Genomic DNA, 15,444 nt, shown 5'->3' with positions numbered 1-15,444 from the left:
AGGATTATATGTGTATGCAGGGTGATCGCAGCGTCTTCGGCGGCCATGGGCGTCGCGCCCGTTTGCTGACCGGCGCAGCCTTGTTCGCCTGCGCCCCCCTGGCGCTGGCTGCCCCGACCTATGCTCAGGAGGCCGCGACAAGCGCCACCGGCGCGGACGGCCTGACCCAGGATTCCGTCTATATCGAAGCCGCGTCCGCTAGCCGCGAAGGCGATGTCGTCACCGCCTCGGGATCGGACGAACGCGCCCTGGCCCGGTTCCAGTCCCAAACCCTGCGCGCCGATCGCCTGACCTATGACCTCGAACGCGGCGTCGCCACGGCCGACGGCGACATCGAACTGACCAACGACACCGGCGACGTGGTCACCGCCAGCCATATCGAACTCGATCAGGACCTGCGTGCCGGGGTAGCCGTCGATTTCAGCACCCGCCTGAGCAATGGCGCCAGTCTGATGGCGGCGACGGCCGTTCGCCGGTCGCCCCGGGTCAACGAGCTGAACTTCGCCCTCTTCACCCCCTGCCCGATCTGCGACGACGAGGGTAATCCCAAGACACCCAGCCTCTCGGTCCAGGCTGAAAAGGTCATTCAGGACGAAGAGCTGCGGGCCATCCTGTACCGCAATGCGGTGTTCAAGGTCGGCGGCGTGCCGGTCTTCTGGCTGCCGGTCTTCGCCCACCCCGATCCCACGGTCGAGCGCGCCTCAGGGTTCCTGGTGCCGCGATTGAACTATGACGAGGGTCGGGGCGTGTCGCTGGAGACACCCTATCTCTACGTCGTATCGCCGTCCGAGGACTGGCTGATCTCGCCCCAGTTCAACGCGCGGGTCGCGCCCCTGCTGAATACCCAATGGCGCCGCCGCTTCGCCGACGGGACCATCGTGGCCCGGGCCGGCTATACCTATGATCGTAACTTCGGCGATTTCGACCGCGACGGCGACGGTGATTTCGAAAGCAACGTGGCCTTTGGCGACCGCGAGAGCCGAAGCTATCTGCTGGCTCACGGCCGATTCGATCCCGAGGGGCCCTGGCGCTGGGGTTTCACCGCCGAACGCACCTCCGACAAGACGCTGTTCGACCGCTACGACGTGCAAAGCCCCTATCAGGACAACGGTCTCTATTACGGCGACCAGCGTCGCCTGATCAGCCAGATATACGCCGAGCGTCAGACGCAGCGTTCCTACGTCTCCATCGCGGCCTTCGCCCTGCAGAGCCTGCGGCTCGACCCGGCATTTGCAGCGACCGACTTCCGCGACGCGGACGGGTTCAAGGTGTTCGAGGACGACGACACCCTGCCCATGGCGGCCCCGGTCATCGACGCCCGCTGGGAACCGGAAGGCCCGATCCTGGGCGGACGGCTGCGGCTGAAGGGCTCGGCGGCGGCTCTGTATCGCGAAGAGTTTATCGGCAGCCCGATCCTGCGGCCGGAAATCATTCCTTCGGACCTGACCGGCCTGAAAGGCGTCGACAGCCGCCGCGTGACCCTGCAGGGCGACTGGCGCCGCGCCATGGTGCTGCCCATCGGCGTGCGGGTCGAACCCTTCATCGACACCCGCGTGGACCTCTATTCCATCAGCGACCTGCCGCCCGGTCTGGAAGACGGTTCCGACGCCATAACGCGGGGCCGCGCCACCGCCGGCGTCGATGTCAGCTATCCCCTGATCAAGCGCTTGAGCGCCGACGCCAACCTGATCCTGGAACCGCTGGCCCAGGTGTCCGTGTCCAGCCAGTCCGATCTCGATCCCCGGATTCCGATCGAGGACACCCAGACCTTCGAGCTGGACGAAAGCTCGCTGTTCCGCATCGACCGCCTGCCCGGCTACGACCTGTACGAGGGTGGGGCGCGGTTCACCGCCGGCGCCCGCGCCACTCTGCGCTGGGATCAGGGACGCAGCGCCAGCCTGTTCGTGGGCCGCAGCTATCGCGAGGACGCCGAGCCCGCCTTCCGCATCGCCATCCCCGACGCGCCGGGCCAGGTCTATGATCCCTCGGGTCTGGCGTCGCGCACGTCGGACTGGGTCGTCCAGGGCGACTTCACCCCCTCGGACCGCATACGCGGCTGGGGCCACGCCACCTTCGACGGTGATGGTGAAATCCGACGCGCGGAGGCCTCGGTCGACGGCCGCTGGGGGCGGCGGAACCTCGCCTCGCTCAGCTATATCATCGACCGCTCGAACCCCGTCGACGGCCCGATGAACCGCAACTACCAGTTCGTGCAACTGGCGGGGCAGCAGTTCGTCTATGGCGACTGGGGCGTCAGCGCCGCCGGCATCGCCGACCTGGAGGCCGATGTCATCACCCGCTCCGAGATCGGCCTGCTGTTCGACGACGATTGCTTCCGCTTCGAGATCGGCTATCGCCGCGATAATACCCGCGTGCGGCCCAGTGGGCCGTCCGAGGGCGTCTATGTGCGCCTAAACCTCGCCACTTTTGGAGGTTCAGGCTATGACCAATCCGGCGTGCGATGAGCACGGCGTTTGATGGAGCGCGACCTGCCTTTTCAGAGCGGGTCGAGGGACGCTTCTTGAGGAACCAGGACTGACCATGGGTTTGATGCGTTTATCGACGAGCGTGGCGATCGCCGCGCTTATCGCAGGTTCGGCGGTCGCCCAGAGCGCTGCGCCGGCGCCGGCTGCTGCACAGGCCGCCCCACCCGCCTCTGCTGCGGCCCCCGCAGCGGCTCAAGCGCCTGCACCCTCGGCCATGCCCGACTTCGAACTCGCCGACGGCGTGGTCGCTACGGTCAATGACGCGATCATCACCGGCTACGACCTTCGTCAGCGGATGCTCATCATCATCGCCATGAGCCAGGTTCAGCCGACCGAGGAGAACCTGCCCGCCATCCAGCAGCAGGCGCTTCAGGCTCTGATCGAGGAACGGCTTCAGCGTCAGGAGATCGCGAAATACCCTGACCTGATCGTCTCCGACGCCGAGGTCGACGAGGAACTGGCCGCCATGGCCCAGGAAGTCGGCACCACGCGCGAGCAATACATGACCTTCCTCGAGCGCGGCGGCATCCGGCCCGAGACCCTGCGTGAGCAGCTGCGCACCGAGGCCGCCTGGCGCCAACTGGTCGGCGGACGCTTCTCGTCGCGTTCGCGCGTATCGCGCAGCCAGGTCGAACAGGCCTTGCGTCAATCCAGCGAGACGGCCTCCAAGCCCCAGTATCTGGTCGGTGAAATCTATATCGAGGCCACCCGCGTCGGCGGTCAGCAGGCGGCGCTGGACGGCGCTCAACAACTGGTCGATCAGATGGTGCAGGGCGCGCCCTTCCAGGCTGTCGCTCGTCAGTTTTCGGCCGCCCCTTCGGCGATCCGCGGCGGCGACGCCGGCTGGGTCGTTCAGGGCACGGTCCAGGCGCCCCTGCAGGCCGCCATCGAACAGCTTGAAGTCGGCCAGTTGTCGCGCCCTATCCCGGTCGAGGGCGGCGTCTACATCATCTATATGCGCGACAAGCGCACCGGCTCGACCACTAGCATGGTCAACCTGAAGCAGATCATGGTCGAGGCGCCGGAAACGGCGTCGGCCGCCGATATCGCCGCGGCCACCACCCGGCTGAACGCCCTGCGCCCACAACTGACCTGCGACAACATCCTGCAGCGCGCCACCTCGGAACAGGGCCTGCTGGGCGCCGATCTGGGCGAGAGCGACGTCGCCAACCTGGCGCCCCAGTTCCAGGACATCGCCCGTTCCGCCGAGGTCGGGTCGGTCAGTGCGCCCATCCGCACGCCCCTGGGTCTGCATCTTCTGGCCGTCTGTGGTCGCCGCGTCGGCGGGCCTGACGCCCCGACCTATCAGCAGGTGGAATCGCGCCTGCAGAACCAGAACCTGGCCATGCTGGCCCGTCGCTACAGCCGCGACCTGCGCGCTGACGCCCTGATCGAGTTGAAGTAACCCGGATGGTCGCGCCCCTCGTCCTCACCCTGGGCGAGCCGGCGGGCGTCGGCCCGGAGATCATCGCCAGCGCCTGGCGCGCCCTGTCCGATACAGGCGCCCCTTTCGCCGTCCTGGGCGACGTCCGGCTGCTGAAGGCGCAGGGCGTGCCGGTCAACGAGGTCGGTGCGCCGTCAGATGCGACCGGCGTCTTCGCCCGCGCCCTGCCCGTCATCCATCATCCCGCCCCGGCGCCGGTCCAGGTCGGCCGTCCCGATCCCGCCAATGCCGGCGTGGTCGCCGACTGGATCGAGCGCGCCGTCGACATGTGCCTGTCGGGCGAGGCGTCCGGCCTGGTCACCGCCCCCATCGCCAAGGCGCCCCTCTATGCCGCCGGCTTCCGCTTTCCGGGCCACACCGAGTTCATCGCCGAGCTGACCGCCGACGCGCCGTTCACCGGCACACGCGGCCCCGTGATGATGCTGACGGCGCGGAACCTGCGCGCCTGTCTGGTGACCATCCATGTCGCCCTGGATCAGGTGCCCGAACTGGTCACCGCCGAGCGCGTCTGCCGCACCGCCCGCGTCGTGCATGAGGCGATGAAGCGCGATTTCGGCATAGTCGCGCCGCGTCTGGCCCTGGCCGCGCTCAACCCTCATGCAGGCGAAGGCGGGGCTCTGGGCCTGCAGGAGATCGAGGTGCTGCGCCCGGCGGCTGCGGCCCTGCGCGCCGAGGGCGTCGATATCACCGACCCCAAGCCCGCCGACACGATGTTCCATGACGAGGCGCGGGCGACCTATGACGCCGCCATCTGCCTGTACCACGATCAGGCCTTGATCCCGGTCAAGACGCTGGACTTCTGGGGCGGGGTCAATGCGACGCTCGGCCTGCCGATCATCCGCACCTCGCCCGACCACGGCACCGGCTTCGACATCGCCGGCAAGGGTATCGCCCGCCCCGACAGCCTGATCGCCGCCATCCGTCTGGCGACAGAGATGGCGAACGCCCGCGCGGGCCGCTAGAGGAAGCGGGTGTCAGACCTGCCCCCCCTCCGCGAATCCCTCGAAGCCCACGGCCTTCTGGCCAAGAAGAGCTTCGGCCAGCATTTCCTGCTGGACCTCAACATCACGCGAAAGATCGTCCGCTTGGCCGGTCCGTTCGACGGCCGCGCCGTGATCGAGGTCGGCCCCGGCCCCGGCGGCCTGACCCGCGCCATCCTGGAAAGCGACGCGGGCGCCGTGGTGCTGGTCGAAAAGGACCCTCGCTTCGTCCCCCTGCTGAACGAACTCGACGACGGCTCGGGCCGCCTGACCATCATCCAGGCCGACGCGCTGAAGGTGACCGAGGCCGAGCTGACGACCGGGCCGACGCACCTGGTGTCCAACCTGCCCTACAATGTCGGCACCGCCCTGCTGATCAAATGGCTGACGGGTCCGTGGACGCCCTGCGCCATGACCCTGATGTTCCAGAAGGAGGTCGCCGAGCGCATCGTGGCGGCGCCGGGCGACGACGCCTATGGTCGTTTGGCCGTCATCTCCCAGGCCGTGGCCGAGGCGCGCATCGTCATGCACCTGCCCGCCGCCGCCTTCACCCCGCCGCCCAAGGTCGCCTCCGCCGTTGTGCATCTGGTCCCCCATGCCGAGCGCCCCGACCGGGCCACGCTGAAGCGGCTTGAGACCGTCACCGCCGCCGCCTTCGGCCAGCGCCGCAAGATGCTGCGCTCCAGCCTGAAGCAGCTGGGCGGCGCCGCCCTGTGCGAGGCCGCCGGCATCGACCCCGACGCCCGCGCCGAGACCATCGACCTGGCCGGCTTCCTGCGCCTGGCCCGCACGGAGATCGCATGATGGCCGCCGTTATCGATCCCTTCCGCGCCATCTCGATCAGCCGGATCGCCCACGCCCTGAAGGCCGAGGGTCGCTCGATCATCCACATGGAATTCGGCCAACCCTCGACAGGCGCCCCGCCCGCCGCCATCGCCGAGGCGCACCGCGTGCTGGACGTGGACGGCATGGGCTATTGGGAAAGTCCCGCGCTCAAGGCCCGCATCGCCAGACTGTATGACGAGCGCTACGGCGTGCAGGTCTCGCCCGAGCGCATCCTGCTGACGAACGGCGCCTCGCCCGCCCTGGTGCTGGCCCTGTCGTCGCGCTTCAGCCCCGGCGACCGCATCGCCATCGCCCGGCCCAGCTATGTCGCCTATCGCAACACCGTGAAGGCGCTGCACATGACGCCGGTGGAGATCGCCTGCGGTCCCGACGAACACTACCAGCTGACCGCGGCCGCCCTGACCGCGGTCGATCCCGCGCCCGCCGGGGTCATCATCGCCAGCCCGGCCAACCCGACCGGCTCGATCATCCCGCCCGAGGAACTGGCCGCCATCGTCGCCGTCTGTCGGCAGCGGGACATCGTCATCGTCTCGGACGAAATCTACCACGGCCTGACCTATGTCGGCCGCACGCCCTCGGTTCTGGAGTTCGATCCAGACGCCTTCGTCATCAACAGCTTCTCCAAATACTGGAGCATGGCCGGATGGCGGCTGGGCTGGCTGCTGATGCCAGAGAACCATATCGAACAGGCGCGCGCCTATATGGGCAACCTGTTCTTGACCCCGCCTTCGCTCAGCCAGCATGCGGGCCTGATCGCCATGGATCAGCATGAGGTGCTGGAGGGCCATATCGAGGTCTATCGCACCAACCGCGCCCTGATGCTGGACGCTCTGCCTGCACTGGGACTGAAGTCCATCGCTCCGCCCGACGGCGCCTTCTACATCTGGGCCGACATCGGTCACCTGACCGATGACAGCCTGGCCTTCTGCGAGCAGTTGCTGCGCGACACCGGCGTGGCGACAGCGCCCGGCGTCGATTTCGACCCCGTCGAAGGCCACCGCTTCATGCGCTTCAGCTTTGCGGTCTCGACGGCCGAGGTCGAGGACGCCCTGAGCCGTATCAAGCCGTGGTTCGCGGCGCGGGCCTAGACGTCCTCGGCCAACAGGTTGGCGCGGTAGTCCTCGACCCAGACGTTCCTGAACCGGCGTGACCGCTCGGCGTGATAGATGTGGGCCAGCTCGGCGTAGCTGCGGTCGAAGTCGTCGTTGACGAAGACATAGTCGAAGGCGTCGCAGTGTTCGATCTCGCCCTTGGCGTTGGCGATACGACGCTCGATGACGTCCTCGGCGTCCTGGGAACGGGTCACCAGACGGCGGCGAAGTTCCTCCAGGCTGGGCGGCAGGATGAAGACGCGCACAGCATCCTCGGGGCATTTGCGCGCCACCAGGGCCGCTCCCTGCCAGTCGATGTCGAACAGGATGTCTCGGCCCTCGGCCAGGGCCTGATCCACGGGAGCCCGCGGGCTGCCGTACAGGTTGCCGTGGACATCGGCCCATTCGAGGAAGGCGTCCTGATCTATCAGGGCCTGGAATTCCTCGCGGCTGACGAAATTATAGTCACGACCGGCGACCTCGCCCGGACGGATGCCGCGCGTGGTCATCGAGACGGACAGCTCCAGTCCGCCATGATCGGCCATCAGGCGGCGGCACAGCGATGTCTTGCCGGCGCCCGACGGGCTGGCGACGATCAGGAGGACGCCCCGGCGGGGCGTGCGTTCATTCGACATTCTGGACCTGTTCGCGAAGCTGCTCGATGACCGCCTTCAGATCGAGTCCGATGGCGGTCAGCGGCGTCGTAGCCGATTTCGAGCACAGGGTGTTCGCTTCACGCATGAACTCCTGCATCAGAAAGTCGAGTTTTCGCCCGGCGGGGGGTTGTTGCAACAGGGTGCGGGCCGAGGCGACGTGGGCGGCCAGCCGATCCAGCTCCTCGCGCACGTCCGCCTTGGTGGCCAGGGCGGCGGCTTCGAGGAATATCCGCTCCTGAAGGCCCGGCGCATCGGGCGCCAGTTCGGTCATGCGACGCGTGAACCGTTCGCGGATCGCCTCGGTCTGGGCGCTGGCCTCGGTTTCGGCCTGGGCGGTCAGCGCGTCGATCCGGTCGATGAAGTCGGTGATGACGGGTGTCAGTTGCTGGCCTTCACGCTCACGCGAGACCTTCAGCGCATCCAGGGCGGCCTCGACCGTCGCGGCCATGGCCGCCTCGATGGGGGCGCGAGCATCGGGGTCGTCATCCTCCTCGGCCGCGTCCAGCACGCCGCGCAGGCCCAGCAGACCGTCCGCCGATGGCGGGGTCGCCCCCTCCTCCGCCAACTCGTTGGCCAGGCGCAGATACTCAGCCAGCACGGCATGATTGACCTTCAGCCCGCCGGTCTCGGCCTCATTGCGTTTGGCCTGCACCCCGACCGTGACCTGGCCCCGGTTCAGCCGGCCTTGCGCCGCCGCCTTGGTCAGACGCTCAAGGCTGTCGAACCCGTTCGGCCCGCGAAAGCGAACGTCCAGATTGCGCCCATTGACCGAGCGCGCCTCAACCGACCAGGTCCAACCGTCCAGCGCGCCCTCGGCCCGGCCAAAGCCGGTCATGCCGGAGATCGGCGTCGTCATTGGCTCTGCATCGTGATGACGGCATTGCCTGTCGGCGCCGGCGCCTGGCCGGCGGGCGTCTGTCCGGGAGGCGCAGCTTCGGGCGCCTGGCCGGGGCCGAGGGTTCCTGGCGCCGCTGGCGGCGTCACACCCGGCGGCAGGCCCGCCTTGCGCCGCTCGATCTCGCGCCAACGGGCCACATTCTGCAGGTGCTGGTCATAGGTCGCCGCGAAGGCGTGACCACCTGTGCCGTCGGCGACGAAGAACAGGTCCTCGGACCGGGGCGGATTCAGCACGGCGGCCAGGGCCTCGCGACCCGGATTGGCGATGGGCGTCGGCGGCAAGCCGTCGATCAGATAGGTGTTGTAGCCCGTGTCGGTCCGCAGTTCGGACTGGCGGATGCCGCGCCCCAGGGGCCGACCCTTGGTGATGCCATAGACGATGGTCGGATCGCTCTCCAGCCGCATGCCGATCCGAAGCCGGTTCGAGAAGACAGCCGCCACACGTGGACGTTCGGCTGCCAGCCCCGTCTCCTTCTCGACAACGGAGGCCAGGATCACGGCCTCTTCTGGGGTGTCGACCACCGTGTTGGGCGACCGCGCCGCCCACAGCCGGGCGAGGTTGTCGTCGTGCGCACTCTTCATGCGGGCGATGACCGACATGCGGGTCTCGCCGCGCGATACCTCATAGGTCTCAGGCCACAGCGTGCCCTCGTCGGGGACCTGATCGACCGCGCCCGTCAGGACGGCCTGTTTCATCAGGATGTCCACCGCCTGGGCCGAGGACCAGCCTTCCGGAATGGTCACGTAGTGGCGCACCACCTTGCCGTCGGTCAGCAACCGCAGCACGGCCCGCAGCGAGGCCTTGTCCGGCACCAGATATTCGCCAGCCCGCAGTCGCCGGTCGGCCCCGGTCAGGGTGGCGGCGGCCTTGAACATGTCGCTGGAGCGGATGACGCCGGCGCTCTTCAGCCGCGCAGCGATGGCCGAAACGCCCGAACCGCTGGGCAGGGTGACGACGGTCTCATCGCCTTGTCGCGCCGAGGGCCCGGGCGCGTAATAGACGCTCCACCCCCAGGCCAGGCCCGCGATCAGGAACAGGCTGAACGTCGCCGAGGCCGCCAGCAGGGCCGCCACGACGCCAGAGCGGCGACCGCGCGGCGGGCGGACCGGGCTGGGTCCCTTGATCCCGCCCCGGCCCCGCCAGTTCAACGGCACGCTCAGCCGACCTTCTTGAAGATGATCGAGGCGTTGGTGCCGCCGAATCCGAAGCTGTTCGACATGGCCACGTCGATCGGCATCGGCTTGCCCTTGTGCGGCACCAGGTCGATGGCCGTCTCGTGCTCGGGGTCATCCAGGTTGATGGTCGGCGGCGCGATCTGGTCGCGGATGGCCAGGACGCTGAACACAGATTCGATAGCGCCCGCCGCGCCCAGCAGGTGGCCGGTCATCGACTTGGTCGAGGACATGGCCAGGTCCTTGGCGTGGTCGCCGACCAGCTTTTCGACCGCGCGCAGCTCGATCCAGTCGGCCATGGTCGAGGTGCCGTGGGCGTTGACATAGTCGATGTCGGTGACCTCGATCCCGGCCCGCTTCACCGCCGCCTTCATGGCGCGATAGCCGCCGTCGCCGTCCTCGGACGGGGCGGTGATGTGATAGGCGTCGCCGGACATGCCATAGCCGATCACCTCCGCGTAGATCTTGGCCCCGCGCGCCTTGGCGTGCTCGTATTCCTCCAGCACCATGACGCCCGCGCCCTCGCCCATGACGAAGCCGGCGTGGCCCCGGTCATAGGGGCGCGACGCCGCTTCGGGCGTGTCGTTGTAGGCGGTGCACAGGGCCTTGCAGGCCAAAAAGCCGGCGATGCCGATGGGCACGATGGAGCTTTCGGCTCCGCCCGCCACCATCACGTCGGCGTCGTCGAAGGCGATCATGCGGGCCGCGTCGCCGATGGCGTGGACGCCGGACGCACAGGCGGTGACGACGGCGTGGTTCGGCCCCTTCAGGCCGTGGCGGATCGAGATCTGCCCCGAGGTCAGGTTGATCAGGGCCGAGGGGATGAAGAAGGGGCTGACCCGGCGCGGTCCCTGGGCCTGGAGAATCAGCGCGGTCTCGGCGATGGGGCCCAGGCCGCCGATGCCCGATCCCATCATGACCCCGGTGCGTTCCTGGTCCTCGTCGCTCTCGGGCTTCCAGCCCGCGTCGGCCAGGGCCTCGTCGGCGGCGGCGATGCCGAACAGGATGAAGTCGTCGACGCGCTTTCTGTCCTTGGCCGACATGACCTTGTCGGGATCGAAGCTGCCGGGAACGTCCGGCCCGCCCTGGCCGCGACCGTCCACGCTGGGGACTTCGCCCGCGATGGTGCAGCCATAGCCTTCGGTATCGAAGCTGGTGATCGGACCGATGCCCGAGCGCCCTTCGACGATGCCCTTCCAGGTATGATCGACGCCCCAGCCCAGTGGGGTGACGAGGCCAAGACCGGTTACGACGACACGGCGCATACGCTGCGCTCCCACCCTGCTGAAACTCTGTGCGCAAACCATAATGAGCGTCGGCCGCGCCCGCTAGGCTTGGGGCTGATTCACCGCAGCTTTGGGCCACGAAAAAGGCCGCCCGGGCTCCGCGAGGGAGCGCCGGACGGCCCTGATCGGCTCAACGAGAGAGGCGGCTTAGCCGGCCGTCTTTTCGGTGATGAACTTCACGGCGTCGCCAACCGTCTGGATGTGCTCGGCGGCGTCGTCGGGGATTTCGATGTCGAACTCTTCTTCGAAGGCCATGACCAGTTCGACGTTGTCGAGCGAATCAGCGCCGAGGTCGTCGATGAAGCTGGCCTTTTCGGTGACCTTGTCCGGATCGGCGTCCAGGTGGTCGATAACGATCTTGCGGACGCGTTCCAGGATATCGGACATGGGTGTCTCTGCCTTCTAGGGCCGCCAGGGCGGCAGTTTTGTCAGTCTTGCCGTCTCACGACAGCGACGCTTGCGCAAGACCTAACGGGTCAGTGGTCATGCGGTTGCGCCGCCCTTTAGCACAGCCGTAGCCTCGCGAAAGAGGTCTGTTGCGATGCGTGATCTTCAGATCATCGCCATGCCGCCGTTGACGTGCAGGGTCTGCCCCGTGACGTATGCGGCTTCGTCCGACGCCAGATAGACGGCGGCGGCGGCGATCTCGTCGCCCGTGCCCAGGCGGCCTGCGGGGATCGAACCCATGATGGCTTCGCGCTGGCTGTCGTTCAGTACATCCGTCATCGGCGAGGTGATGAAACCCGGGGCGATACAATTCACCGTGATGCCCCGCGAACCGACCTCCTGGGCCAGCGACTTGGAAAAGCCGATCATGCCGGCCTTGGACGCCGCATAGTTGGTCTGGCCCGGATTGCCGGTGACGCCCACGACCGAGGTCACGCCGATGATCCGGCCCGAGCGGCGCTTCATCATGCCCTTCATGGCCGCGCGGCTCAGGCGGAAATAGCTTTCCAGGTTGACGGTGATGACGGACTGGAAGTCCTCGTCCTTCATCCGCATCAGCAGACCGTCCTTGGTGATGCCGGCGTTGGCGACCAGGATATCCAGCGGCGCGCCGGCGGCTTCCTCGGCCCGCGCGATCAGGCCGTCGACGCTCTCGGGGTCCGACAGATTCGCCGCCGCGAAGAAGGCCCGCTCGCCCAGTTCCTTGGCCAGATCGGCCAGCACGGCTTCGCGCGTGCCCGACAGGACGACGGTCGCGCCCTGGGCGTGCAGGGCGCGTGCGACGGCGCCGCCGATGCCGCCCGTGGCGCCGGTGACCAGTGCGGTCTTGCCTGAAAGGTTGAACATGGCAGGTTCCTCGTGAAATCTTCGAAGGCGGTCCTAACCGAGGGCGCGCCATATCGCCAGAGGAAGCCCCATGCAGACGACGCCGATGGACCTGTCTCGCCTCACCGCCAGCCGCCGCTCCGTCCTGCTGGGCGCCGGGGCTCTGTCTCTTGCAGGGGCCGCCTTCCCGGCCCACGCCCGCTCTGCGGCCCCCTCCACAAGCGTTCTGCCCGCCACCCAGGCGGTGCTGGACCGCTATATCGCGGAACAGAAACTGCCCGGCGCGACCGTGGGCGTGCGACTGCCCGACGGCAGCGACGTCTTCCTCCAGGCGGGCAAGCTGGACTTCGGCGACGCCCCCGCCGTCACGCGCGACAGCCTGTTCCGCATCTATTCCATGACCAAGCCGATCACCGGCGCGGCCGCCGCCCTGCTGATCGAGGACGGACGACTGACGCTGGACACCCCGGTCGCCGACTTCATTCCCGAGTTCGCCAATCTGACCGTCGCCGTCGATCCGGCGATCAGCCTGGACGCCAGGCCCGCAGCGACGGTGATGACCGTCCGTCACCTGCTGACCCACACCAGCGGCCTGACCTACAGCATCTCCGGCGACGGCCCGGTGCAGGCAGAGTACCGCCGCCTGGGCGTCTTCCCCTTCACCGGCGACCTGGGCACAGCGCCCGGCGACGGACCCAAGGTGCGCGACCTCGACGCCATGGCCGTCGCCCTGGCCCAGATTCCGCTGCTGGCCGATCCGGGCACGGCCTATAACTACAGCGTCAGCCTGGACGTCATGGGTCTGGTTATCCAGCGCGCCTCGGGCATGAGCTTCCCCGATTTCGTCCAGCGCCGCCTGTTCGATCCGGTCGGGATGGATCACACCTTATGGCGGCTGGGCGCGGGCGAGGCGCGCAACCTGGCGAGGATCTACGACTATTCCAACGGCGGGCGCGTGCCGGACGCGGGCGCCTCGGCCGAGGCCTATTCGGCGCCTGTAACCCTGTATGCCGGGGGCGCGGGCCTGATCTCGACGACCCGCGACTATCTGGCCTTCCTGACCACCATCCTGAACGACGGCCGCGCCGGGCGGGTCAAGGTGATGAAGCCCGAGACGGCGCGTCTGATCCACAGCGACGTCATGCCCCCGGCGCTGAGCCAGGACGGCAACGGCTACGGTTTCGGCGGCTTCGTCGTCAGGCCCGGCTCATCCGACGCCGGCCAATACGGCTGGGACGGCGCAGCGGGCACCAAGGCCTGGATCGACCCCGCCCGCCGCTACGCCGCCGTCATGATGGTGCAGTTCTTCCCCTGGGGCGCGATCGGCATCGCCAACGAGGTCAGGGCCGCAGTCGCCGCCGACATTGCCCGGCTGCCCGCGACCGTACCGGCCTGACGCCCATCCTGCCTTCCGTCATCCTCGGGCTTGTCCCGAGGATCCAGACTCCTAGGCCCATCCGGCAAGCCGCGATCTGGCCGCCCTTCTCAACGACCAAGAGCCATGGGCAGACGGATGACCTCTAGGCCTTCAGGCTGGCGGCGAAGGCTTCCAGGTCCTCGGGCGTGTTCAGGGCCACGGCCTCGGCGTCGGGGGCGATGCGCTTGGCCATGCCGGTCAGGACCTTGCCCGAGCCGATCTCGGCGAAACGGGTAACGCCGCCGTCGTTGGCCATCCAGATCATGCTTTCGCGCCAGCGGACGCGGCCGGTGACCTGTTCCACCAGCAGGCGGCGGATGACCTCGGGATCGCTGACCGGACCGGCGGTGACATTGGCCACCACGGGCACGACCGGGGTCAGGATGGTGGCGGACGACAGGGCTGCGGCCATCTCGTCGGCGGCGGCCTGCATCAGCGGACAATGGAAGGGCGCCGAGACGTTCAGCGGGATCGCCCGCGCGCCCAGTTCCTTGGCCTTTTCGATGGCCAGATCGACGGCGGCCTTGTCGCCCGAGATGACGATGTTCCCGGCGTTGTTGTCGTTGGCGACGACGCAGACGCCCACGGCCGATCCAGCCGCAGCAGCGGCCTCGGCCAGGGCCAGATCCGTCTTGGGGCCGATCAGCGAGGCCATGGCCCCCTTGCCGACCGGAACCGCCCGCTGCATGGCCTGGCCGCGCAGCTTCAGCAGTCGCGCCGTATCGGACAGGCTGATCGCGCCCGCCGCGCACAGCGCCGAATATTCGCCCAGCGAATGACCGGCGACGTAGGCCGCCGCCGAGACATCCACGCCGAACTCGACCTTCAGCACCCGCGCCGCCGCCACCGACACGGCCATCAGGGCCGGCTGGGCGTTCTCGGTCAGGGTCAGCTGGTCCTCAGGCCCCTCGCGCATCAACTGGGACAGGTTCTGGCCCAGGGCCGCATCCACCTCGGCGAAGACTTCGCGAGCAGAGGCGAAGGCGTCGGCCAGGCCTGCGCCCATGCCAACGGCCTGGCTGCCTTGTCCGGGAAACAGGAGAGCGAGGGTCATGATGCGTCCAAAGCCGTTGAATCAGGCGCGGAGGGGTAGGACGATCATTCCGTCAGGGCAACCCAGCAGGTCCTCCGCCAGACCTTGCGTCATGCCTCCCAGGCCCCATCTGAGGCGCTCAGCCAGGGCGAGCCTCGTGGCCGGATTTCAGACTATTCAGACTATTCAGACTGGGTTTCATCACCCGAAAGGCTGAAAATGTAAGGCGCGCCTTACATTTCCCGGTCCCCGCCCGCGGTCACCTGGATCACGCGCCGCTCGGCAGCCCGGCCGCGCTTGCTCCCCGGCCCCTTTTCCCCTATAGGCCCCCGCTTTCCAGGGCTTCGGTCCCGGTGCGGAATGCCAAAGGGTTCGGGAAGTCATCCCGGCCGCCGCTTCGGGATCCATCGTGGACCAGACTACAACCCGGTCTGTCCGCGCCGACGCCCACCAAGGGAGACTGCCGAATGGCTCTTTACGAGCACACGGTCATGTCGCGCCAGGATATCAGCGCGCAACAGGCCGAAGCCCTCAATGACACCATCAAGGGTCTGATCGAAGCCGGTGGCGGCTCGGTCGCCAAGATCGAATACTGGGGTCTGCGCAACCTGACCTATCGGGTCAAGAAGAACCGCAAGGCCCACTATTCGCTGCTCGCCATCGACACGCCTCCGGCCGCCATGGCCGAAGTCGAGCGTCAGCTGGGCATCAACGAAGACGTGCTGCGCTGGCTGACCGTCAAGGTCGAGGAACTCGACCTGGAACTGTCGCCCCTGCTGGCCCGTCGTGAACGCGAGCGTGAACGCGATCGCGAACGCCCCGCCCGTGAAGACGCCCCGGCCGTCGAAGCGTAAGGATCAGAT

The 15,444-nt window shown here is 67.9% G+C and carries 14 protein-coding genes; 7 read left to right on the top strand and 7 right to left on the bottom strand.

The annotated features are described in order from the left end of the window. Positions 1 to 14: 14 nt before the first annotated feature. The 5 genes from ACO05L_RS08440 to ACO05L_RS08420 all read left to right on the top strand — a co-directional run bounded on the left by ACO05L_RS08440 (position 15) and on the right by ACO05L_RS08420 (position 6,844). Entirely contained in the window at positions 15 to 2,465 is a 2,451-nt protein-coding gene (locus ACO05L_RS08440) for an LPS-assembly protein LptD (protein ID WP_421728737.1), read from the top strand. 85 nt (positions 2,466 to 2,550) lie between these two features. After that, entirely contained in the window at positions 2,551 to 3,891 is a 1,341-nt protein-coding gene (locus ACO05L_RS08435; protein WP_421728736.1) for a peptidylprolyl isomerase, read from the top strand. Positions 3,892 to 3,896: 5 nt separating this feature from the next. Beyond that, on the top strand, positions 3,897 to 4,892 hold the full coding sequence (gene pdxA, locus ACO05L_RS08430; protein ID WP_421728735.1) for a 4-hydroxythreonine-4-phosphate dehydrogenase PdxA: 996 nt from the start codon (positions 3,897 to 3,899) through the stop codon (positions 4,890 to 4,892). 9 nt (positions 4,893 to 4,901) lie between these two features. Further along, entirely contained in the window at positions 4,902 to 5,714 is an 813-nt protein-coding gene (gene rsmA, locus ACO05L_RS08425; protein WP_421728734.1) for a 16S rRNA (adenine(1518)-N(6)/adenine(1519)-N(6))-dimethyltransferase RsmA, read from the top strand. Next, positions 5,714 to 6,844: a pyridoxal phosphate-dependent aminotransferase gene (locus tag ACO05L_RS08420; RefSeq protein ID WP_421731659.1), complete on the top strand. Its 1,131-nt coding sequence runs from the start codon at positions 5,714 to 5,716 to the stop codon at positions 6,842 to 6,844. The genes rsmA and ACO05L_RS08420 overlap by 1 nt, the downstream gene beginning before the upstream one ends. Here ACO05L_RS08420 and gmk read toward each other — a convergent pair. The 6 genes from gmk to fabG form a co-directional block, all read right to left on the bottom strand. Then, entirely contained in the window at positions 6,841 to 7,482 is a 642-nt protein-coding gene (gene gmk / locus ACO05L_RS08415) for a guanylate kinase (RefSeq protein WP_421728733.1), read from the bottom strand. The genes ACO05L_RS08420 and gmk overlap by 4 nt on opposite strands. Next, a complete protein-coding gene (locus ACO05L_RS08410) occupies positions 7,472 to 8,359 on the bottom strand; it encodes a YicC/YloC family endoribonuclease (protein WP_421728732.1) in 888 nt (295 codons plus the stop codon). The genes gmk and ACO05L_RS08410 overlap by 11 nt, the downstream gene beginning before the upstream one ends. After that, positions 8,356 to 9,549, bottom strand: a complete 1,194-nt coding sequence (mltG, locus tag ACO05L_RS08405; protein ID WP_421731658.1) for an endolytic transglycosylase MltG — start codon at positions 9,547 to 9,549, stop codon at positions 8,356 to 8,358. Before mltG ends, ACO05L_RS08410 begins: the two co-directional genes overlap by 4 nt. A gap of 8 nt (positions 9,550 to 9,557) precedes the next feature. Continuing rightward, a complete protein-coding gene (gene fabF, locus ACO05L_RS08400) occupies positions 9,558 to 10,838 on the bottom strand; it encodes a beta-ketoacyl-ACP synthase II (protein WP_421728731.1) in 1,281 nt (426 codons plus the stop codon). Positions 10,839 to 11,006: 168 nt separating this feature from the next. Further along, on the bottom strand, positions 11,007 to 11,246 hold the full coding sequence (locus tag ACO05L_RS08395) for an acyl carrier protein (protein WP_421728730.1): 240 nt from the start codon (positions 11,244 to 11,246) through the stop codon (positions 11,007 to 11,009). A gap of 165 nt (positions 11,247 to 11,411) precedes the next feature. After that, entirely contained in the window at positions 11,412 to 12,152 is a 741-nt protein-coding gene (gene fabG, locus ACO05L_RS08390) for a 3-oxoacyl-[acyl-carrier-protein] reductase (RefSeq protein WP_421728729.1), read from the bottom strand. 70 nt (positions 12,153 to 12,222) lie between these two features. Between fabG and ACO05L_RS08385 the strand changes: the two genes are divergently transcribed. Continuing rightward, on the top strand, positions 12,223 to 13,527 hold the full coding sequence (locus ACO05L_RS08385) for a serine hydrolase domain-containing protein (RefSeq protein ID WP_421728728.1): 1,305 nt from the start codon (positions 12,223 to 12,225) through the stop codon (positions 13,525 to 13,527). Positions 13,528 to 13,651: 124 nt separating this feature from the next. Here ACO05L_RS08385 and fabD read toward each other — a convergent pair whose 3' ends face one another. Next, on the bottom strand, positions 13,652 to 14,602 hold the full coding sequence (gene fabD, locus ACO05L_RS08380) for an ACP S-malonyltransferase (protein WP_421728727.1): 951 nt from the start codon (positions 14,600 to 14,602) through the stop codon (positions 13,652 to 13,654). A 446-nt stretch (positions 14,603 to 15,048) separates the two neighbouring features. Between fabD and rpsF the strand changes: the two genes are divergently transcribed. Continuing rightward, the gene (gene rpsF, locus ACO05L_RS08375; RefSeq protein ID WP_421728726.1) at positions 15,049 to 15,435 is read left to right on the top strand and encodes a 30S ribosomal protein S6; all 387 of its coding nucleotides are present in this window, start codon (positions 15,049 to 15,051) and stop codon (positions 15,433 to 15,435) included. The last annotated feature ends 9 nt before the right edge of the window (positions 15,436 to 15,444 follow it).

Source organism: Brevundimonas sp., from assembly GCF_965227765.1.
Lineage (GTDB): Bacteria > Pseudomonadota > Alphaproteobacteria > Caulobacterales > Caulobacteraceae > Brevundimonas.
The sequence above is the reverse complement of the archived record's forward strand: the minus strand, read 5'-3'. Positions and strand labels throughout refer to the sequence as shown.